Source organism: Colwellia sp., assembly GCF_013214175.1.
Taxonomy (GTDB): domain Bacteria; phylum Pseudomonadota; class Gammaproteobacteria; order Enterobacterales; family Alteromonadaceae; genus Colwellia.
Map to the genome: position 1 here is coordinate 303473 of NZ_JABSPA010000003.1, position 20848 is coordinate 324320.

The window sequence follows — 20848 nt, forward strand, 5'->3', positions numbered from 1 at the left end:
GCCAAAAAGCAATACAATTAATTATGTAAGGTTTTTTGTTTATATAATTAATTGTATTGCTTGGTTAATCCCATGAAGCAAAGTATTTTCAACGCTTAGCTGATAAAGGAAAATTATGTCAAATGTTGTCTCAGTAAAGCGTTTTAAACAATTCCCACAATTGATGTGGATCTTGTTATTTGGCTCATTCATTACCCGCGGTAGCTATTACATGGTCTGGCCATTTTTAGCGGTAATGCTTTATGAAAAATTTGCTTTATCTGCTACCCATGTTGGTCTCATTCTCTCCAGTGCTGCAGTTATTGCTGTGTTGGTGAGTTTTGTTGGTAGCGCGCTATCTGATCGTATCGGTCGTCACCAATTAATGTACGCCAGTGGCATCTTATATATCATCTCTTTTTCCTTACTAGCACAAGTGAGTACTATTGCCGGCTATGCCTTAGTTATCACTTTATGCTCAATTGCTACTGCGTTATGGCGACCATTAACCTCGGCTTTAATTGGCGATATTATTGATGATAAAGCTACTAGAGAGCTTGCCATGCAGTCACTATACTTTGTCGTTAATGTTGGCTGTGCCGTCGGTCCGATGTTAGGTCTTTGGATGGGTTTAACAGGAGAGCAATCAAGCTTTTATATTACCGCCGTGGCATTTGCCTTTTTATTAGCGCTGTTATGGTGGGGCTTTCATCAACACCGTAAGATCGAGAAAATTGAGCCTGTTATAGCTAAAGTGACTGAGAATAATGAGGATACAGCCTCATTAGCAACTCAATCTCAATCTCAACCCTCAAGCAAAACTAAAGTTAAAGGCAAAGGACAAGCGGCTGCAGGTAATCAAATCATCAAGGTGTTGATTGCCGATAAATTATTGCAGTGCCTTATCTTTGCCAATATTCTCTGTATGTTCATTTATGCACAAATGGATAGTTCACTTATTCAATATTTAACCCGCGCTAAAGTACCTGATGTGCTTGAACTTATATCAGCGATGATTTTTACCAATGCCTTAGTTATCATTTCAACACAATTTTTATTATTAAAATTAATGGCCAACTTGTCATTAATTAGCCGAATTCAAATAGGTTTAGTGTTATTGATGTGCTCACAAATTTGGTTGGCGGTGAATCCATTAACGCTCTTTTGGGGCTGGATAGGCGCTATTGTGGTGATGAGCTTAGCTGAAACTATTCTTTTTCCGACCATGAATGTTCATATAGACAGGTTGGCGCCTGATCATCTACGTGGCGCATACTTTGGTGCTGCTTCATTTTATGAGTTTGGTTATGCTATTGCGCCCTTAGGTGGTGGTATTATTCTCGATAATCTTGGTGGTCCTTGGTTGTTCTTCATTGCCGCAGCATTAACTCTGATTGTGATGTATCTCTATAGCATCTTAGATAAAATGCCGCGACCTGATTTTGTTGAACTGGATAAGCTGAAGGAACAGGGTATTTGAGGGCATAGTCGCTTTATTACTGCTATAACAGCCTTCGTATTAATGCTGAATGTTATTTATCTTTAGTGTCTTTGGCAAAAGCTCCTCGCCTCTGTGACTTTAATCGTCTAGCTACTTTTTGGTGATAAATACGGGCTATAAAAGGTCTTATGAATGGCAGGGATATAAAATACGCCACTGGCTTTAGCAGCCATATTCGTTTCATTAAAACAATGTAGGCATCTAATTCAGATAAAACAGTGTTGTTGGCAAGTCGGATATGAAGCTCGGTCAGTGCTTTATGAGGGTCGATAGCTAAGGTTTTTAACAATTCATCTTGGTCAGTTATGTCTAGCCACTTTACCTGCTTACCACCTTGACCAGCAAGGCGCTCATAGAAACGTCTATCTCTAATGCATTGAGGACAAGCACCATCGTAAAAAACGGTAATACAGTTTTGCTCATTAGTCATAATAGGCTCACGGTTTGACTATGTTAGATACTTTTATTGTAGCATTTCGCGAAAATTTACTGATGTTTGAATGTTATGAAGAGGATAGGTTGCTTCCATCAGTTATATTAGTGCCGCAGGGAATTTAGTCTTGAATACTGTGTACTTTCCTAGAGCCGCGCGGAAATATTGTTGGTATTGGATTTTATATGGGAATTTTTAGAGGATAGTCGCTTCCAAGTTGCCGTAGCTAACTTAGTCTTGAATAGAGTGTGCTTTTCTAGAGAGGGCGCGGAAATATTGTTGATATTTGCTTTGAAAAATAAAGAAGAGGTCGCTTCCAAGGTGCCGTAGCTAACTTTAGTCCTGAACACCGTGTGCTTTTCTAGAGAGGGTGCGGAAATATCGTTGATATTGGGTTTTAACAGAGAAAAATTTTATTAGAAAAATAAAGGGGATAGTCGCTTCCATCAGTTATTTTAGTGAAGCAGGGAATTTAGTCTTGAATACTGTATACTTTCCTAGAGTCGCGTGGAAATATTGTGGATATTCTTTATTCGAAGAGAGAGATAAATATAAATCTTAAAGTAGGATAGTCGCTTCCAAGGTGCCGTAGCTAACTTTAGTCCTGAACACCGTGTGTTCAGGGCGGAAGTATCATGCTAACCGTAGGCTTCCCGATACGAGCCGGGCTTGCACAAAAGCTAATAGTCAATTTCCTAAGGTAAAACTTATCGGCTCAGGGACATAGTTCGCATACAAACACCCCAGAAGACAAATCCAGTATAGCGAAAAAGATATCATCCAATAAGCTTTTTTTTGTAATTTTTACTCGAGTGCTGAGTAATTATTCGTTATGTTTTATTTTTAGGCTTTAGGGACTGTTGAATTTTCGAGATTTCTTTTACAGCAACATGTTTGATATTTAGCCAAGGCAGAGCATGTGAAGTGTAGCTAGCTACATGAACATACGATAACGCAGTATAAATTTCAAACAAGTGCTGCCCTTTGGGTTCATTTAAAACGAACTTACTCCTTGTTGCTCGCTTTTTTAATAGAATAACTATGATACAAAGCTCGCGCCGCGATTAAGCCCGTTTTAAATTGAATAAATTTTAACCCTGAAAGATCAACAGTCCCTAACCTCTACCAAGGTGGATAAAGGTAAGAATAATTAATTGAGGAGTGTGATAAAGAGTAAGCAGTTAATGCTTAAGCGATTTTTCTATTCTTAGGAGAAATAGCTTGTTCTATAGTTGATTGCAGTAAAGCTATTTTATTTTGATTTTCTTGTTGCTCTACTTTTAATAACTGTTGCGTCTGCAATAAATCATTAGCCAAATTTAACGCGGTCATTAATAACGTTTGCTCAGGAGTGCTAATTGTTTTGCTCGTCCCCGCTTTAATTAAACGGTTACTTAATTCTTGCGCTGCAGATAATAAGGCGGTTTCTTGCCCTATTGGACAAGCTATTTTCAGCTTGCGATCAACTATGTTGATTTCTACGGTTCGTTGCGCCATTTACAAAAATTTCCAAGAGTTATTAATAATATAGCTATAAATGTACTGTTTTTAAGCTATTATTTTAATGATAACGAGGCTGAGCCGCCTATGCAAGTTTTTAGCGTGTTTTATCGGCATTTACTGTTATTTTCCTTTTCTGTCATTTTCCTCGGTGATACCATTACTCATCATAAATCCCAGTAATCATAGAAAGTAAATCATGACTGAAGCAAACTCAAATAACGATACCAATAATAACTTAATGGACTTTGCCAGTATGCAAGCCATTTTGACTAGCGAAGATGTAAGATCACATGCCAGTGAAATTCATGGTGTATTAACCGGGTTAGTTTGCGCAGGTTTTGAATTTGAAGACCAAGGCTATGTGGCCATGCTTAATGATTTATTCAATGACGGAGATGGTTTTCCAGCAGCAGTCAAAGTAGCGCTCAAACAAATGTATAGCGAATTGTGGGCCAGCATATTAGATGACACTTATAGCTTTAACTTATTGTTACCTGATGACGATGACACTATGGCCGAACGTGGCCATGCTTTAAGTGTGTGGGTACAAGGCTTCAATTTAGGTTTTGGTTTAGAGCAAAAAGATAGCCCTGTTGTTTCTGAAGAAGTTAAGGAAGTACTCACCGACTTTAGCGAAATAGCCAACTTATCTGATGAAATGGATGAAGATGAAGATACCGAGCAAGCGTATTTTGAAATCAGTGAATATGTACGGATTTCAGCGATACTGTGTTTTAGCGAGTTAGCGACCCCTCCTAATCAAGAAAGTAATGCCACAAAGAAAAAAATAATTCACTAACTTTCCGCTTAGCAAAGTAGCGTTAACAATGCATTTTCAAAAAAATACTAACAATAAATAGCCGCGAGTAATTACATGAGCACTTCACCGTTAAATAAAGCACCAATTAGCCAGTTACCTTTGAGTGACTTCACTGAACATCGTGCTGTACTGATGGCTAAAATGCCAAACAGCTCAGTCGCTTTATTTCCTGGCGCTAGTGAACTTACTCGCAGTAACGATACCGAATATGCTTTTTGCCAGAATAAAAACTTTTTGTATTTAACCGGTTTTAATGAGCCCGATGCATTGCTCGTTTTGCTTAAAGATGAGCAGGGCAAAGCAGAGTCTATTTTATTTTCATTAGCTAAAGACGCCTTACATGAAATTTGGCAAGGTCGACGCATTGGCCAAATTAAAGCGGTGCAAGACTACGGCGTTGATAAAAGCTTTGTTGTCGCTGAAATTGATAGTCTATTACCTGATTACCTTGATGGTAAAAGCCAGGTGTTTTTTGGCTTTAGTAACCATGACTTTGCTGCGCAAGTGTTTACTTGGTTAAAACAAGTAAGTGGCAACATTCGCCAAGGGGCTAAAACGCCACAGCATTTAACCGATGTCGACTCTATGGTTGCTGAGCTACGCTTAATTAAAACAGATAATGAATTGGCCTTGATGCGCCAAGCGAACCATATTTCAGGGTTAGCACATCAACGCGCTATGCAAAAATGCCATGTCGGTAAGTTTGAATATCAAATTGAAGCTGAAATTCTCCACGAATTTGCTCGCCACGGTGCTAGACACCCAGCCTATGCCAGTATTGTTGCTGGCGGTGATAACGCCAATATTCTTCATTACACCGCCAATAACGAGGTATTGAAAAACAATGAGTTGTTACTTATTGATGCTGGCGCCGAATTAGCGGGTTATGCAGCCGATATTACCCGTACTTTTCCGGTTAATGGCAAATTTACCACGGAGCAAAAAGCGATTTATCAACTGGTACTTGATGCCAAGAACCTGGCGATTAACGCCATTAAGCCGGGTATGTCTTTTGCCAAATTAAATGTATTAACCAATGCCTTTTTGACACAAGGCTTAGTTGATTTGGGCATACTTGTTGGTGATTTAACCGAGCTTATAAGTGATAAGAAAGTTAAAGAATACTTTATTCATGGTCTTGGCCATTGGTTAGGTTTAGATGTGCATGATGTTGGTGACTATCATATCAGCACCGAAAGAGAGCAATTACGCGCTTTTGAAGTGGGTATGGTGATGACCATTGAACCCGGCATCTATATTCCACTTAACGATTTAAGTGTCGCGGAAAAATGGCGTGGTATCGGTGTGCGTATTGAAGATAATATTGCCGTAACCGCAACCGGTTTTGAGAACTTTACCGTTAACTCGCCACAAACCGTTGAAGATATTGAAGACTTGATGGCAGAAATGCAAAAATCATAACTAAAACTTAGCTAAATAAAAGTTAAAATATGGCTAAATCAAGAAAAGGTTAAGCGCAGTTAAGTAAACTCAACTCAACGAAAAACTTTAAAAACAAAAAGCTAATATGAGCGCTATACAAAAAATTAAGCAAAACTTTAAGCAAAATACTAGTCAACAATTTGATGTCATTATCTCGGGCGGTGGTTTATCGGGTAGTCTAATGGCGTTAAGTTTAAGTCAATTAATTAAAGCAGATGGTAGCTCATTATCTATAGCCATAGTTGAAGCTCTGCCTTTTAAACAAACTAACCCTGCAGATGACACCGCCTTATTTGATGCCCGCGTGTTAGCCTTATCTCATGGCAGCGCTAAATACTTAAATAAGCTAGGCGCCTGGCAGTACCTCAAAGGTGATGTTTGTGCGATTACCGATATTGATATTTCTGATCGAGGTCACTTTGCCAAAGCAAGGTTAACAGCCAAAGAACAGGGTGTTAATGCCTTAGGTTATGTCATCGATATGGCACTTATTGGTAAAGCGCAATTAAAGGCTTTAAGTAAAAATACTCGCGCAAACAGCGCAGGCACAAAAAATATCCACTGGTTTAGCCCAGACTCAATAGCTGATATCACTTGGAAAGAAAGTTGTCAGGAAAATAGCCAAGACGAAACTAGCAAGAACAAACAGCAAGTCACTGTACAGCTCAACTCAGGAATAACCTTATCAGCACAACTGTTACTTGGCTGTGATGGCGTGCAGTCCCCGGTAAGAAAACTGGCTAAAATCAAGGTCAGCTGTGACGACTACCAGCAAGTTGCCTTAATTGCCAATGTATCAACCAGTCAAGCACACTACAATAAAGCATTCGAACGCTTTACTGAGTTTGGCCCTATTGCCATGTTGCCGCTCAAGTCAGTAAACTCAAGCTCATCAACGGATGGGAAGTCACGTTGTTCGCTGGTTTGGACCATGACACCAGAGCAAGCCGAAGACATTAAAAGCCTATCTGATGATGCTTTTAAAGTTGAGCTAGAGCGGGCTTTTGGTAGTTACCTTGGCGCAATCACTCATGTCGGTAAACGTGATACTTACCCGTTAGTGTTATTACAAGCCCAGCAGCAAAGCTATCATCGTATGGCGCTGGTAGGTAACGCTTCACATACTATTCACCCTATCGCCGGGCAAGGCTTTAATTTAGGTTTACGTGATGTTGAGTTTATGGCGGAACTAGTGAAAAACGCATTAGCCGCAGAGCAAGATATCGGTAATTTTGGCTTACTGCACGCTTATCAAATGAATAGAGCGAAAGATCAACGGCAAGTTATTCAATTAACTGACTCATTAGTGACCTTGTTCGCTAATGATCTACCGCCATTAGTACTTGGCCGCAATATGGCTTTACAGGCACTTAATTTTATTACGCCGCTTAAGAATGCCCTTGTTAAGAAGACTATGGGTTACTAAGTATGAGGAAATTAGTGTAGCCACATTAATTTGACAAGATATAGATAAAACACTGGATCCCCGATCAGACACTTCGGGGATGACGGCTAATAAAGTCTCACTGGTATTATTGTCATCCCCGTGGTCACTTAGTCGGGGATCCATGAGTAAGGTATAAAGCTGGATGCTCGATTAGACACTTCGAGGATGACGGCTGATAAAGTAGCACTGGTATTATCATCATCCCCGTGGTCACTTAGTCGGTGATCCATGAGTAAGGTATAAAGCTGAATTATCGATTAGATATTTCGGGTATGACGGCTAATAAAGTCTCACTGGTATTCTTGTCATCCCCGTGGTCACTTAGTCGGGGATCCATGAGTAAGGTATAAAGCTGAATTATCGATTAGATATTTCGGTGATGTCGGCTGATTAAGTATCATTGGTGTTATTGTCATCCCCGTGGTCACTTAGTCGGGGATCCATATGGCTGTAACTTTTGTCACTCTCGTGGATACTTGGTGAAAGTCGATGTGCCATTATTTGAATTTTAAAAGAGAAAAACATGCAAAAATTTGATGTGTTAATTGTTGGTGCTGGCATGGTGGGTTTAACCTTAGCATTAGCACTGCGCCAATCAAGCCAACTTAAAATTGCTCTGGTAGATAGCTCAGCAGTGGCTGAACTTGATGACAGCATAGATGTAAGAGTCAGTGCCATTAATGTTGCCAGCAAAAATATTTTTGCTAATTTAGGTATTTGGTCGGCTATTGAAAGCAGCCGAGTACAAGATTATCAGCATATGCATGTGTGGGATAAGGCTGGAGTAGGTAAGCTAGATTTTTCCGCAAAAGACAGTGCCAGTTTCCCGCCAGAAGAAAGCTTAGGTTGGATAATTGAGAACAAAGTGATTCGTCATGCTTTATGGCAACAAGCTGAGCTGGATGAAGGTATTCACTTTTTCACTGACAATAAACTCGCCAGCATCAGTCATGGCGATAGTGAAGTTTTTGCTACTTTTGTTCATGACAGTACTAATAATGACGAGCAAGGGGCTAACAGCACACCAACGCAACCTATTATTGCTAAATTGGTTGTTGGCGCTGATGGCGCTAATTCTTGGGTACGTCAACAAATGAATATGGCGATGATCTTTAAAGATTACGACCACCACGCCATTGTTGCTACGGTTGAATGTCCACAAGGTCATCAAAACACCGCTTGGCAAGTATTCCTACCGACCGGACCGTTAGCCTTTTTACCATTAAAACAAGCCAAGTCTCAAGCTTCCGGCGATTTACAAGATGAAAAGACTGACCTTTGCTCTATCGTTTATTCAACGTCACCTGATGATGCTCAACGCTTAACTGCGTTAGATGCCATTGATTTTTCCAAAGAACTAACGGCAGCCAGTGATGGTAAGTTAGGCGACATAAAACTTAAAAGTGAGCGTTTCACTTATCCATTAACCATGCGTTTAGCACAAGACTTTGTTAAAGACCGAGTAGTACTTATTGGCGATGCTGCGCATACCATTCATCCGCTTGCCGGGCAGGGCGTTAATTTAGGGCTACTGGATGCTGCCGCTTTAGCACAAACCTTAACTGCTAAACTCAATAAAGATGAAGAGCTCACCACCGAGCTGGTGAATATATCTGAGCTCAAAGCGTTTTCACGCTGGCGTAAAAGTGAAGCAACAGAAATGATTGCGGCCATGGCTGGCATTAAACAAGCTTTTGCACCGCAGCAATCTGGGATAAAACTGCTGCGCGGTATCGGCATGAACCTTATTAACAACTTTGCTCCAGCTAAAAAGCAGTTAATATCACAAGCGTTAGGTATCAAGGCAGATCTACCCGAGCTTGCCTATCAAAAAGACGCACTGTAGCGTCTACTAATCCCCCCGTATTAACTGCTGCTACATAAGCACGTATAAATAAGCAAAGAACAAATAAAAGCCAAAAAAGTTATTGGCTTTTATTTGTTCTTTGCCGCTAACATTCCACTAACCGCAATGAAAATTTCAAAATACGCCAAGACATCAAATATAATTCAGGTATTCCATAAAACATGGGTTTATATTTTTTAATTGTGAGTATTGCTGTTGAATCAACGATAGCTGGCGGTTATAATCAGTCCACTTTGATAATTCCTTTTGATAACTCTTAGGTACAGCACATGACAAATAAAACAGTATTACATGCTAAGCATTTAGCTTCTGGCGCAAAAATGGTTGATTTTTATGGTTGGGAAATGCCAATTAACTATGGCTCTCAAATTGAAGAGCACAATGCAGTAAGAACTGATGCTGGTATGTTTGATGTTTCACACATGACCATTGTTGATGTGCAAGGCACAGATGCTAAAGACTTCTTACGTCGTTTAGTGATTAACGATGTTGCTAAGTTAACCGTTCCAGGTAAAGCGTTATACACAGGTATGTTAAATGAAGCTGGCGGTGTGATTGATGATTTAATCATCTACTTCTTCTCTGACACTAACTACCGTTTAGTGGTCAACTCAGCGACACGCGAAAAAGATCTTGCTTGGATGACTAAGCAAGCTGCAGGTTTTGATATTACTATTACTGAACGTCCTGAGTTTGGCATGATTGCCGTACAAGGCCCTGAAGCTATCGCTAAAGTCGGTACTTTACTTTCTGCAGAAGAAAGTGCAGCCGTTGAAGGCATGAAGCCATTCTTTGGTGTACAAGTTGGCGACTTATTTATCGCAACTACCGGTTACACCGGTGAAAATGGTTACGAAATTATCATTCCAGAAAGTGCCGCAGAAGATTTATGGCAAAAATTACTAGACGCAGGCGTAGCGCCATGTGGTTTAGGTGCCCGTGATACTTTACGTCTTGAAGCTGGCATGAACCTTTACGGTTTAGATATGGACGAAACAGTTTCGCCAATCGCCGCTAACATGGCATGGACCATTAGCTGGGAACCTACAGACCGTGATTTTATCGGTCGTGATGTATTAACTGCACAAAAATCTGCTGGCGACCAACCTAAGCTTGTTGGTTTAGTACTGGAAGAAAAAGGTGTGCTTCGTACCGCTCAAAAAGTTATTACTGAAGCTGGCGAAGGCATCATCACTTCAGGCACATTCTCACCAACATTAGGTCACAGTGTTGCTTTAGCGCGTGTACCACGCAGCGTAAAAGTAGGTGATGTTGTTGAAGTTGAAATGCGTAAAAAATTAGTTAAAGTTACTGTTACTAAGCCTAGCTTTGTTCGTAACGGTAAAAAAGTATTCTAATCCGTCATAATTTAAATTACAGCTTTATTGTTTTCGTTATTCGTCCTGTCACTTAGTGTACTAAGCTCAAGGACTCATAACTCGACGGCTTCGCTGTAATTCCAATTATTTAGGATTTATATTATTATCTAGCAGCTATTGTGCTATATAAATTACAGAAATTTAATCTATTGATCTAATCAAGTATTTGGTCAATTTACTAATCAACTTACTAATAAAGTAAGAATAGGAAGAATAAAAATGAGCAACATTCCTTCAGAATTAAAATATGCAACATCTCACGAGTGGGTTCGTCTTGAAAGTGACGGTACTGCTACTATCGGTATTACTGAACACGCACAAGGCCTTTTAGGTGACATGGTATTTGTTGAATTACCAGATATTGATGATTCAATCAGTGTTGGTGATGACGTTGCTGTAGCAGAATCAGTAAAAGCAGCTTCAGATATCTACGCACCTGTTTCAGGTACTGTTGTTGCAATCAACGAAGAACTAGAAGATGCTCCAGAGTTACTTAACTCTGATGCTTTTGGTGGCGGTTGGTTATTTAAAGTTAAACTTGACGATGCAAGTGAGTTAGAAAACTTACTTGATGCTGAAGGTTACAAGAACTCTATCGACGAAGACTAATTTTCGATTTTAGCGTCGTTAATCAACTTTAGTCGGCATTGTCGGCGTTGCTCGCCTTGTCACTTAGCTCTTTTTGTAGCTAAAGGCTTACTAAGCTCCAACGACAAGTCACTTGACGGCTTTGTCTAAAGACTGATTATCTTAGCTAAAAGATTGAATCTTAATAATAGGCCTTAAACAGATTAGTTTGAGGCTTTCTTTTATGCTAAAAAGCATAAAAGAAAATCGTATTGTTACACCAAGCTTTAGTCACGTAATGCTCGAAGCCTCTTGTCGAGGAACCAGTATTCATTACTGTAGATTCCCGGTTAAATGAACACGGGTATGACTAACTTAGAGCTTGCTGATATTTTTTAAATTTACGTAATTTACCTACATTTAAGTGAAACTGTTATGACTTCAAAAATAATTGTTAACTCATTATCTGAGTTAGAGCAAACTCAAGATTTTATTCGTCGCCACATTGGTCCTGATGCAGCGCAAACTCAAGCTATGTTAAATGACATCGGCGCTGAATCGGTTGATGCCTTAATTGATGAAATCGTGCCGAGTGATATTCGCCTTGCTGATTTGCCAAACATCGAAGAAAGTAAAACAGAAGTTCAAGCATTGGCTGATTTAAAAGCCGTTGCTAGCTTAAATAAAGTAAACGACACTTATATTGGTTTAGGTTACTACGGTACCTTAACGCCAAACGTCATTTTACGTAACGTGTTAGAAAATCCAGGTTGGTATACAGCGTATACGCCGTATCAACCAGAAATTGCTCAAGGTCGTTTAGAGTCATTATTAAACTACCAACAAATGTGTATAGACCTTACTGGTTTAGACCTAGCTTCTGCTTCATTATTAGATGAAGGCACAGCAGCTGCTGAAGCCATGGCATTAGCCAAACGTGTTTCTAAAAACAAAAAATCAAACTTATTCTTTATCTCAGAAGATGTTTTCCCACAAACCATCGACGTTGTTAAACAACGTGCTGAAATGTTTGGTTTTGACATTATCGTTGCCCCAGCTAATGAAGCTGCAGAGCACGACATCTTTGGCGCACTTATCCAGTACCCAGGCGCTTCAGGTGAAGTAACTGATATTAGCGAGCTAATTGCTAAAATTCATGAGAAAAAAGGCATTGTTGCAGTAGCTGCCGACCTTATGAGCTTAGTCATGTTGAAGTCGCCAGGTGAGTTAGGCGCTGATGCCGTTATTGGTTCAAGCCAACGTTTTGGTGTTCCAATGGGTTACGGTGGTCCACACGCGGCATTCTTCACCACAAGCGACAAGTACAAACGTTCGCTACCAGGTCGTATTATTGGTGTATCTAAAGATACTCGTGATAACCCGGCTTTACGTATGGCAATGCAAACGCGTGAACAACATATTCGCCGTGAAAAAGCCAACTCAAACATTTGTACTGCACAAGTATTATTAGCCAACATGGCAGCGTTCTACGCGGTTTACCACGGTCCTCAAGGTTTAAAAACTATTGCTAACCGTATTCACCGTTTAACTGACATTTTATGTTTAGGTACAGCGACTAAAGGTTTAACAGCAGTTCACGCGAACTACTTCGATACTTTAACGTTTAACGTAAGCAACAAAGCAGAAATCATCGCACGTGCTGCCGCGGCAGACTTAAACCTACGTACTGATATTGATGGCCAAGTTGCTGTTTCTCTAGATGAAACAACTACGCGTAAAAATGTAGCGACATTATTTGATGTGTTATTAGGCGCAGGTCACGGTCTAAACGTAAGCGACTTAGATGATAAAATTGTTGAATGTGGTCACTCTTCAATTCCAGCATCACTAGTACGTGAGTCAGAAATTTTATCTCACCCAGTATTTAACTCGTACCACAGCGAAACAGAAATGCTTCGTTATATTAAAAGATTAGAGAATAAAGATTTAGCATTGAACCACTCAATGATTTCTCTTGGCTCTTGTACGATGAAGTTAAATGCAACCGCGCAGATGATCCCAGTATCATGGCCTGAATTTGCTAACATGCATCCATTTGCTCCAGCTGACCAAGTTGTTGGTTACAAGAAAATGATCGACCAACTAGGTGACTGGTTAGTTGAGTTAACCGGTTACGACAACATTTCAATGCAGCCAAACTCAGGTGCTCAAGGTGAGTACGCAGGTTTAATCGCAATTGTTAAATACCACGAAAGTCGTGGTGATTCACATCGTAACATCTGTTTAATTCCTTCATCAGCACACGGTACTAACCCAGCGTCAGCGCAAATGGTTGGTATGAAAGTTGTGGTAGTTGATTGTGATAAAGAAGGCAACGTTGATATGGCCGACTTAACAGCAAAAGCTGAAGAGTTAGCAGATAACCTTTCTTGTATCATGATCACGTACCCGTCGACTCATGGTATTTACGAAACAACGATTGCTGAAATCTGTAACATCATTCATGACAACGGCGGTCAAGTTTATCTTGATGGCGCGAACATGAACGCACAAGTAGGCTTAACGTCACCGGGTTCAATCGGCGCTGATGTTTCACACCTTAACTTACACAAAACTTTCGCTATTCCACACGGCGGCGGTGGTCCAGGTATGGGTCCTATCGGTGTTAAGTCACACCTTGCACCGTTCCTTCCTGATCACGCACTAGTGACAGTGAATGACGAAACTAAAGGTAACGGCGCGGTATCAGCGGCACCATTTGGTAGTGCGGGTATCTTATGTATCACTTACTTATACATTGCTATGTTAGGTAAAAAAGGTGTTACTGACGCGACTAAATACGCGATTACTAACGCTAACTACTTAGCGACTAAACTTAGCCAACATTATCCAATTTTATACACTGGACCTAATGGCCGCGTAGCACACGAATGTATTATCGATTTACGTCCAATTAAAGCGGACTGCGGTATTACTGAAGTAGATATGGCTAAACGATTAATGGATTACGGTTTCCATGCACCAACTATGTCGTTCCCAGTAGCGGGCACGTTCATGATTGAGCCAACGGAATCAGAGTCTAAAGTTGAACTTGACCGTTTCATCGAAGCAATGGTTTGTATTCGTGATGAAGTACGTAAAGTTGAGTCAGGTGAGTGGACATTAGAGAATAACCCTCTACACAATGCTCCGCATACTTTGGCTGATATTACTGATACATGGGATCGTGCTTATACGATTCAAGAAGCAGTATTCCCAGTACCAGCAGCAGCGAAAGATAAATTCTGGCCAACGGTTAACAGAATTGATGATGTATACGGAGACAGAAACTTAATATGTTCATGTCCTCCAGTTGAGAGTTATAAATAGTAATTTTTATGATTAGTCATCCCCGAGGTTTTTATCGGGGATCCAGTATTTGACTGATAAAATAAAAAGGCGAACCAGAAATGGTTCGCCTTTTTTGTTTAATAAGTACCAGTTAATTAAAGATTGAAAAAGTTTAAAGTATTCTAGTTTTATGATCTGTTTTTAGTATACAATTTCTTTATTGTAATCATGGAGTAGAAACATACATTGAACAAGAAATTAGAAGACTACTACTCTAGATTAGACCAAAGAATTAAGCCTAAAAGCCATAAAGGGGTAGTTCATTTTACTGTTCTTGAACCTCTTTGCGTATATGATAAAGAGTACAGAGATTACACTTTAAATCTTATGAGAAATATTAGTGGCCGAACTTTAGGTGACTTTACCCCAATCCATATAGACTTAACTAACTGCCCTAAAATAACAGCTTCTGCTTCAGTTATGCTCTTTGCTGAAATAAGTAGAGCTCGTATAGCAACCGAAAACGACAAAATTGTAACGATTTCACTTCCCCAGGACCCAGAACTTCAAGAATTATTGCATAGTATAGGGTGGGTCAAAGCAGTAAATGCAGGTTGTAGGGAGCAAAATGCCTTATTTGATAATAATGAGATATTTCAAACTGTAAGTGACCCAGGAAAAGCAATGGCATCTCTTTTGCTTAGTTTAAGAAATAGCGGCATAACTCTGACTTCTATAGAGGCAAAGATATTTACTAAGGGTGTCAATGAGGCTATGCTTAACGTGTTACACCATGCCTATTCTCACGAAGATTTACCTCTTGGAGGTATTGGTCGACGTTGGTGGCAATGCTGTTACACAGTAGTTAAAAATAATGAACCTGAAAAAATGGTTTATATTATATTTGATCTTGGTCAAGGAATTTTGAATTCACTGCCTAAAGATGATATAAATGAAAGTATTCAAGCACATATTCTAAGGGCAATGTCTAAAGGGGTTACTTGTACTGGTGAAAAGGATAGAGGTAAAGGATCTCAAAACATGAAAGATGCGATGAGTATAAGAGAAAACTCAATTCTGTTTATTGCTAGTAATAATGTAGTGTATTGCAAGAAGACCACCGAGATACCTGAATCTGAAGAGTGTACAATTCCGTTTTTAGGGACATTAGTTGAATGGCAAATTTATATATGAATGAGTGTCATATGAAATACAATATTGATTTAGCTGAAGATTTTTCTCCTTTTCCATTTGGGCGTTACACGCCGTTAGATGGGGAATACACAGGAGAAGTATTCAGAGAAAAAATACTTAAAGATAAACTAGTTAAAATGGTTTCAGGGGATAAGCTTGTAGTGAATCTTAATGGAATAGATATAGGTATAGGATCATCTTTTCTAACTGAAAGCTTTGGTGGAGCAGTTAAAAAAGGATATATTGATAAAAAGTTGTTTTTGGAGTCATTGACTATTATTTGTGACGATGGACTTTATGATACTGAAATAAGAGATTATATCAAAGAAGCACAAGTAGAAAGTTAATGAGCATAGTGACTACTATAGTTAGTGCTGTACTTTCTTTTTGCATAGCGGCTTACGGTTGGGGATTCCTTAATAAACGGGCTAATAAGTCTGCAAAGCGCAGTGAAACATTTTCACTAATATCCATTGTTACTTCTATTTTAGATGATTTTGACTCAATGGCTGAAACTCAGTTTAAAGAGTATATCAATGATGCCGCTTTAGTTGGGCCAATACGGTTATCGAAACAAAGATACAATGCTCAAAAGCAACAGATGCATGAAGCCAAATTTCTTACCCGTTATGGAATTTTTAGAGCTAGGCTACTTCATTTAGAAGGTCGAAACGTAGTAATTCCAGCTGCAAACCTCCTAGAGTTAAAAAAAGCAATGACACTTACAGCTATTAACTCATCAATCAATTATCAAAAGGCTTTAATAGCAACACAGAAAATTCATCAGGAGTTATATTTAGCTTTTGAAAGAGAACATTGTGATTAGAATCATGGGTTCAGGGTAATCAAGTGAACTTATCAGGCCAGCCATAATAACTTGGTGATTTACATACTGCAATTTATCAAGCCACCCATAATAACTTGCTCTTATCACACAAGTGTTTTAAAAAGGACAGCAATAGGAATTGATGACACGTTATCGGAAAATCATTAAAAGTTTTCGCTCTGGCAGTTACAGATATGACGACTAACTTTGAAGCAGAACTTGTTAGCTTCAAAGCAAGCATTAAGGAAGAAAAATGGCCATCCTCATAAACCTTGTCTATCACAGAGTAATTTGGCATAGCGTTCCATCGGAATGTTCATTTTTTCTTGCAACCATTTACCTTTAGTCATGAGTTCTTCTCTTTTTATCAAAGGGATGTCATTTTTGAATGCGAGTACGATCGTATTTCCACTTTCAACTTCAAAACTGAGTAGTCTGTTTTCAAATTCTAACTCGAGTAATTCATCTAACTCTTCTCGTGATTTAAGTGCCGTGTGCCAGATATTGAGCACGAGGACACCTTGCTTGTTGAGTGAATTTTTACAATCACGCAAGTAGGATGATTGTATTTGTTTCGGTTCCATGCCTTGTGAATTATATAGATCTGAAAAGATAATATCGCTTTTGATGTCAGTGTTTTTAATGTAGTTCACCGCATCGTCTATATGTATGACGAGGCGTTCCGTGTCGGGTAAGTAAAAATATTCTTTTGCGGTCTTCGCCACTGCTTCACGGTATTCAATCGCGTGTATATTCAACTCAGAGAAACTACTGAGCAGGTTCTTTGCCATTGAGCCTGCACCTAGCCCCATGATGGTGGCTGTTTTTAACCTAGGGATAAAAAACAAACCCGCCATCATGGACTGAGTGTAGCTGAGATCTAATCCATGAATATTATTTAGTTTCATGGAACTTTGATAGATTTTCCCATCAAAGCTGAGGATCCGACTGGTCCTTGTTTGGTAAACATAAACTGGGCCGTGCTCATCTGCTGTTGATGATATACAGGTCCCTTTGATATCCATAGTATTTTTAATACCTTCTAAATTCGTGTATATAACTGGCAGGACACTATAACGGAAAAGAGGGCAAGCGGAAAATTGTTATGGTCAATTCATTAAGCAGAAAACTTAATCTGCCACCCATAATAACTTTTAAGCTTATTTCGAGTGGTATTTAGCATGTTTTATTACTATATTCATGACATTGATAGGCAGTTATCAGACAATCAAGTAGGCGTTTTTCTAGGTATTTGTCTAACTTCTGAGTAGCGGATTACTTGTTAGCCGCGTAATAAAAATCAAAGTATTTTCTATGATCTACGCCAGCTAAGTTAGAGCTGATTTTATTCGGGTGTTTATAGTCTTTCCAGTTAGCTACATTGCGACCGACATTAAGTTTAGGGAAATCTATATTTCCCTCCTCTTCCATTTTTAAAAACTGTTTCATTTTCAGTAAACTACCTTGCTCACTTATATCTATCGTCAATAAGTTATCTCTCCCTTCAAAATACGAATAAACCATTTGCTGATGACGCTCATAGCAATCGCTTAATTCATGATAGTTTAAAGGCAACTCGACAGAGAATGTATCATGAAAACTGCGTTTTAAAATGGGATTAAATCGCCCCGTTTTCGGTTCTAAATGAGGCGCCATCTTTTCAAGTAACATGGTAATCGAAGGGAGCCATTTATCCATGCCTCTTGTTAAGTAGATAAATTTAGCCTTGGGAAATAAACCATCTAACTGTTGATAATCGCTAAAACAGGGGGAATCAGATATCGCATCCGCCACTTCAAACGTACGCTTGGTAAACGCGGTATGAGCTACAGCTAAGCCTAGTTCTAATAGTGCAACACTAATACTGGTAGTGCCCGTTCTAGGCAAGCCAATAATAAATATTTTAGACATCTGATACTACTCGTATTTAAAAAGTCGCCATTATAATCGCATGTACTAAATAGGTAGAGCTAAATATCAAAGAATAGGTAATACACAAGCATTATGCCGATAAGTTAAGCATAAAAGAGCTGTAAATCCCATCTCAGCAATTCAATCTCCAATTAGCAAAGGTAGACCTCGACCCGAGACACGATGTCGAGGGTTGCCGTTGTTCAGGGAAGACTTATACCACGAGCTTAGCAGCAGGAGTCGTGGTGTACGCTAGTTGAAATTGAAAGTTGAATGTTTTGCTGAATGGGCGCTCTGGGGATTGAGAATGGGGCGGAGCGGTCATTCACCTTTTCGTGTGGTCGCCACCGCGACGCAAAGTAATGTTAAACTTTTTGATAATATTTAAGTTCTTTAGTTTTATGCCGATACTGAGAAATAGTAAATAATATCATTAGGGATAGAACAGAAATGGAATTACGTACAGAACAACTGCAAGCTTCTATTGCGCCAGCATATCAGGAAAAAATATCAGCTTCAGAGCAGGCATCTATGAAGGTTTCCGCTGAAATAAATACATCCTCCTCAGAGCACTTAAAAACGGATCAAGTCACCATTTCAGAAGAAGGGCATGAAAAAAGTACTAATGATAAAAATCAAGCAGCAATGAGAAAATTATCAGGGCAAGAAGAAGTTAGTAATACTAATGGTAAAGAACAAAAGACGGTAGATGAAAAAATTGCTGAGTTGCAAGAAAAAATCGCCGAATTAATCGCAGAAATAGCTCAAGAGCGCAGAAGCGGTGATGAAGAAAGGACCAAGAGCATGGAAGCCGAATTAGCTATGTTAAATGCGCAGCTACTACAATTAATTGAGCAAAAAATGGGATAGACTCTGTAACAAAATCTGTTACAGGCTCGGTTTAAATATAATAAATGGGGTCAGAGTGAATTTAAATGATTTGTCGTGGTGGCGACGACACCCAAAATAGAAGGGGACTAAACGCACTGCACCTAAGAGAAGCCCTTTGGAATCCCCCCGGCGTTGCTAACAAACGTATTCTTCAATTCACTCAAGTGTTATCGAGGCTATTTCAAGTAAAGGGGCTGAAGTCACATCATGACAACGTGCTCAGGAGAATATGCATCCTGCATTCTCTAATAAGTCACATCCATGTGACGTCTGTATTGTCTAATAAGCAGCATCCATGCAGCGCCATGATGAACATACGTGAACACTTTCATTCATTTCAGCGTTTGTTCAAGCAGACTTGGTGCTTGTTGATACCGTGTCACTTGATCTCACCAAAAGTTATATTGCTCGTTTGATAAATGAGAATAACCAAGATCTCCTACTCTCATCTCAGCAATTCAATCACCAACTAGTAAAGGTAGACCTCGACCCGAGACACGACGTAGAGGGCTGCCGTTGTTCATGGAAGACGTATACCACGAGCTTAGCAGCAGGAATCGTGGTGTACGCTAGTTGAAATTGAAGTTGAATGTTCTGCTGAGTAGGGCGCCGCAGGAGTTCCAAGGGGAGGCGCGGCGGTACATCGCCCCTTTTCGTGTGGTCGTCACCGCGACGTCAAACAGGAAAGTTAACTCCAAGCTAAAGTTAAATTCACTACTCGGAAATAAATAAAATATACTTTAATAAATATGTCTGAATTGGTCTATATGGAAGACAAATTACTCGTATCAAACTACTCTTAACAGAACGTTATTGTTATGAGTTTGTAGCCGATTGCATCAAGCTGTTATACAAAATACCAGGCTTTAAGGAAGATGAATGGGATACATCAATTGTTTTGTTATTACTTTTGCTTTCTTTAGTCATGCACTCAGTGCTCAGCACATAACTATTGTTACTGAAAACTTGCCACCCTTTCAAATAGTGCAAAAAAACAAAGAAATTACAGGCCTAGCAACTGAGATAGTAAAGGAGATCTTTGCTAGAGCAAATATTAGCCACAGCATTGTAATCAGTGACTGGTCAATCGCCTACAAACATGCCGCAGAACTAAAGGATATATGCATTTATTCTGTGGTACGTCTACCATTTCGCGAGTCTCTATTTCAATGGGTGGGTCAAATTAGTAGCGCTAGCACTTCTTTTTATTCATTGCGTGAAAAAAACATTGTCTTACATAAATTTGATGATGCACTCCAGTATAGGGTTGCGGTAAATGAAAACTATGCCTCACACTACTACTTGCTGAACAAAGGTTTTAAAAAAGACAAAAATTTATATGTATTGAAAAACTACAACGCCTTGCTAAAAATGCTTGAGGTAAGGAAAGGCAGCATTGACTTAGTTTTGCTTAATGACGAAATTCTGATCAACAAACTTGATTCGCCTAGTAAAATGAAAAAATACCGTAAGCATTCTGTGATCCATGACTTTAGATTCGATTTTTTTCTGGCTTGCAGTTTAAAAACTTCGTCAGTTGTTGTTAAAAAACTGTCAACATCATTGCAAAAGATGAAAGCGGACAATAGTTTGAAAAAATTAACTCAGAAATGGCAGACACGTTTAGTCAGTGGTCAATGAATAAATGGCAACAGATAAAATCAAAATTATTTGTCGCTGTGTTCGCCGTGCTTATCTTTGCGGTGATGTCTAACCATTACCATTTTGTGGTATATGTTGATGAGAGTGAGGCTAAAAATAAAAAGGGGGCTTATAGCAATTAGCATCAATACAAA

General features: G+C 39.3%; 18 protein-coding genes and 1 other RNA gene. 14 read left to right on the top strand and 5 right to left on the bottom strand.

Translation table 11 applies throughout. The annotated features are described in order from the left end of the window. The first annotated feature begins 115 nt into the window (after nucleotides 1-115). Nucleotides 116-1459: an MFS transporter gene (locus HRT55_RS09830; RefSeq protein WP_291620876.1), complete on the top strand. Its 1344-nt coding sequence runs from the start codon at nucleotides 116-118 to the stop codon at nucleotides 1457-1459. Nucleotides 1460-1511: 52 nt separating this feature from the next. Here HRT55_RS09830 and HRT55_RS09835 read toward each other — a convergent pair whose 3' ends face one another. From HRT55_RS09835 to HRT55_RS09845, 3 genes are all read right to left on the bottom strand, one after another. Beyond that, nucleotides 1512-1910 (bottom strand): thiol-disulfide oxidoreductase DCC family protein, encoded by a 399-nt coding sequence (locus tag HRT55_RS09835; protein WP_291620877.1) that lies wholly within the window; start codon nucleotides 1908-1910, stop codon nucleotides 1512-1514. A gap of 574 nt (nucleotides 1911-2484) precedes the next feature. Next, a non-coding RNA gene (gene ssrS / locus HRT55_RS09840) (6S RNA) lies at nucleotides 2485-2666 on the bottom strand. A 435-nt stretch (nucleotides 2667-3101) separates the two neighbouring features. Beyond that, nucleotides 3102-3410 carry a cell division protein ZapA gene (locus HRT55_RS09845; protein WP_291610497.1) on the bottom strand — a complete coding sequence of 103 codons (309 nt, stop codon included), beginning with the start codon at nucleotides 3408-3410 and terminating at the stop codon, nucleotides 3102-3104. Nucleotides 3411-3612: 202 nt separating this feature from the next. Here HRT55_RS09845 and HRT55_RS09850 point away from each other — a divergent pair, with 202 nt between their 5' ends. From HRT55_RS09850 to HRT55_RS09895, 10 genes are all read left to right on the top strand, one after another. Next, nucleotides 3613-4215 carry a UPF0149 family protein gene (locus tag HRT55_RS09850; protein WP_291610499.1) on the top strand — a complete coding sequence of 201 codons (603 nt, stop codon included), beginning with the start codon at nucleotides 3613-3615 and terminating at the stop codon, nucleotides 4213-4215. 75 nt (nucleotides 4216-4290) lie between these two features. Next, nucleotides 4291-5658: a Xaa-Pro aminopeptidase gene (gene pepP, locus HRT55_RS09855; RefSeq protein WP_291620878.1), complete on the top strand. Its 1368-nt coding sequence runs from the start codon at nucleotides 4291-4293 to the stop codon at nucleotides 5656-5658. 106 nt (nucleotides 5659-5764) lie between these two features. Beyond that, nucleotides 5765-7105 (top strand): 2-octaprenyl-6-methoxyphenyl hydroxylase, encoded by a 1341-nt coding sequence (ubiH, locus tag HRT55_RS09860; RefSeq protein ID WP_291620879.1) that lies wholly within the window; start codon nucleotides 5765-5767, stop codon nucleotides 7103-7105. 544 nt (nucleotides 7106-7649) lie between these two features. Beyond that, on the top strand, nucleotides 7650-8972 hold the full coding sequence (locus HRT55_RS09865) for a UbiH/UbiF/VisC/COQ6 family ubiquinone biosynthesis hydroxylase (RefSeq protein WP_291620880.1): 1323 nt from the start codon (nucleotides 7650-7652) through the stop codon (nucleotides 8970-8972). Nucleotides 8973-9262: 290 nt separating this feature from the next. After that, nucleotides 9263-10351 (top strand): glycine cleavage system aminomethyltransferase GcvT, encoded by a 1089-nt coding sequence (gene gcvT, locus HRT55_RS09870; RefSeq protein WP_291620881.1) that lies wholly within the window; start codon nucleotides 9263-9265, stop codon nucleotides 10349-10351. A 240-nt stretch (nucleotides 10352-10591) separates the two neighbouring features. Further along, entirely contained in the window at nucleotides 10592-10981 is a 390-nt protein-coding gene (gene gcvH, locus HRT55_RS09875; protein WP_291620882.1) for a glycine cleavage system protein GcvH, read from the top strand. Nucleotides 10982-11374: 393 nt separating this feature from the next. After that, a complete protein-coding gene (gcvP, locus tag HRT55_RS09880; protein WP_291620883.1) occupies nucleotides 11375-14269 on the top strand; it encodes an aminomethyl-transferring glycine dehydrogenase in 2895 nt (964 codons plus the stop codon). Between the two features lie 207 nt (nucleotides 14270-14476). Next, nucleotides 14477-15424, top strand: coding sequence for a hypothetical protein (locus HRT55_RS09885; protein ID WP_291620884.1), 948 nt, complete (start codon nucleotides 14477-14479; stop codon nucleotides 15422-15424). Between the two features lie 11 nt (nucleotides 15425-15435). Beyond that, complete coding sequence (locus HRT55_RS09890) at nucleotides 15436-15771, top strand: DUF4325 domain-containing protein (RefSeq protein WP_291620885.1); 336 nt, start codon at nucleotides 15436-15438, stop codon at nucleotides 15769-15771. Next, nucleotides 15771-16250 (top strand): hypothetical protein, encoded by a 480-nt coding sequence (locus HRT55_RS09895; RefSeq protein ID WP_291620886.1) that lies wholly within the window; start codon nucleotides 15771-15773, stop codon nucleotides 16248-16250. The genes HRT55_RS09890 and HRT55_RS09895 overlap by 1 nt, the downstream gene beginning before the upstream one ends. Before the next feature lie 263 nt (nucleotides 16251-16513). On the opposite strand, the gene HRT55_RS09900 is transcribed toward HRT55_RS09895, so the two are convergent. Further along, on the bottom strand, nucleotides 16514-17275 hold the full coding sequence (locus HRT55_RS09900; RefSeq protein WP_291620887.1) for an ATP-binding protein: 762 nt from the start codon (nucleotides 17273-17275) through the stop codon (nucleotides 16514-16516). A gap of 250 nt (nucleotides 17276-17525) precedes the next feature. Then, nucleotides 17526-18161 (bottom strand): sulfotransferase, encoded by a 636-nt coding sequence (locus tag HRT55_RS09905; protein ID WP_291620888.1) that lies wholly within the window; start codon nucleotides 18159-18161, stop codon nucleotides 17526-17528. Between the two features lie 450 nt (nucleotides 18162-18611). Between HRT55_RS09905 and HRT55_RS09910 the strand changes: the two genes are divergently transcribed. The 3 genes from HRT55_RS09910 (at nucleotide 18612) to HRT55_RS09920 (ending at nucleotide 20836) form a co-directional block, all read left to right on the top strand. Further along, entirely contained in the window at nucleotides 18612-19031 is a 420-nt protein-coding gene (locus HRT55_RS09910) for a hypothetical protein (protein WP_291620889.1), read from the top strand. A gap of 900 nt (nucleotides 19032-19931) precedes the next feature. Next, a complete protein-coding gene (locus HRT55_RS09915) occupies nucleotides 19932-20693 on the top strand; it encodes an ABC transporter substrate-binding protein (RefSeq protein WP_291620890.1) in 762 nt (253 codons plus the stop codon). After that, nucleotides 20690-20836 carry a hypothetical protein gene (locus tag HRT55_RS09920; protein ID WP_291620891.1) on the top strand — a complete coding sequence of 49 codons (147 nt, stop codon included), beginning with the start codon at nucleotides 20690-20692 and terminating at the stop codon, nucleotides 20834-20836. Before HRT55_RS09915 ends, HRT55_RS09920 begins: the two co-directional genes overlap by 4 nt. The last annotated feature ends 12 nt before the right edge of the window (nucleotides 20837-20848 follow it).

Excerpts from the sequence above, each read along its gene's own strand:
- HRT55_RS09920 (WP_291620891.1), top strand. The coding sequence starts at position 20,690 with ATGAATAAATGGCAACAGATAAAATCAAAATTATTTGTCGCTGTGTTC.
- HRT55_RS09845 (WP_291610497.1), bottom strand. The coding sequence starts at position 3,410 with ATGGCGCAACGAACCGTAGAAATCAACATAGTTGATCGCAAGCTGAAA.
- HRT55_RS09890 (WP_291620885.1), top strand. The coding sequence starts at position 15,436 with ATGAAATACAATATTGATTTAGCTGAAGATTTTTCTCCTTTTCCATTT.
- HRT55_RS09915 (WP_291620890.1), top strand. The coding sequence starts at position 19,932 with ATGGGATACATCAATTGTTTTGTTATTACTTTTGCTTTCTTTAGTCAT.
- gcvH (WP_291620882.1), top strand. The coding sequence starts at position 10,592 with ATGAGCAACATTCCTTCAGAATTAAAATATGCAACATCTCACGAGTGG.
- HRT55_RS09900 (WP_291620887.1), bottom strand. The coding sequence starts at position 17,275 with ATGGATATCAAAGGGACCTGTATATCATCAACAGCAGATGAGCACGGC.
- pepP (WP_291620878.1), top strand. The coding sequence starts at position 4,291 with ATGAGCACTTCACCGTTAAATAAAGCACCAATTAGCCAGTTACCTTTG.
- HRT55_RS09865 (WP_291620880.1), top strand. The coding sequence starts at position 7,650 with ATGCAAAAATTTGATGTGTTAATTGTTGGTGCTGGCATGGTGGGTTTA.
- gcvP (WP_291620883.1), top strand. The coding sequence starts at position 11,375 with ATGACTTCAAAAATAATTGTTAACTCATTATCTGAGTTAGAGCAAACT.
- HRT55_RS09850 (WP_291610499.1), top strand. The coding sequence starts at position 3,613 with ATGACTGAAGCAAACTCAAATAACGATACCAATAATAACTTAATGGAC.
- HRT55_RS09905 (WP_291620888.1), bottom strand. The coding sequence starts at position 18,161 with ATGTCTAAAATATTTATTATTGGCTTGCCTAGAACGGGCACTACCAGT.
- HRT55_RS09830 (WP_291620876.1), top strand. The coding sequence starts at position 116 with ATGTCAAATGTTGTCTCAGTAAAGCGTTTTAAACAATTCCCACAATTG.
- HRT55_RS09895 (WP_291620886.1), top strand. The coding sequence starts at position 15,771 with ATGAGCATAGTGACTACTATAGTTAGTGCTGTACTTTCTTTTTGCATA.
- HRT55_RS09910 (WP_291620889.1), top strand. The coding sequence starts at position 18,612 with ATGGAATTACGTACAGAACAACTGCAAGCTTCTATTGCGCCAGCATAT.
- ubiH (WP_291620879.1), top strand. The coding sequence starts at position 5,765 with ATGAGCGCTATACAAAAAATTAAGCAAAACTTTAAGCAAAATACTAGT.
- gcvT (WP_291620881.1), top strand. The coding sequence starts at position 9,263 with ATGACAAATAAAACAGTATTACATGCTAAGCATTTAGCTTCTGGCGCA.
- HRT55_RS09835 (WP_291620877.1), bottom strand. The coding sequence starts at position 1,910 with ATGACTAATGAGCAAAACTGTATTACCGTTTTTTACGATGGTGCTTGT.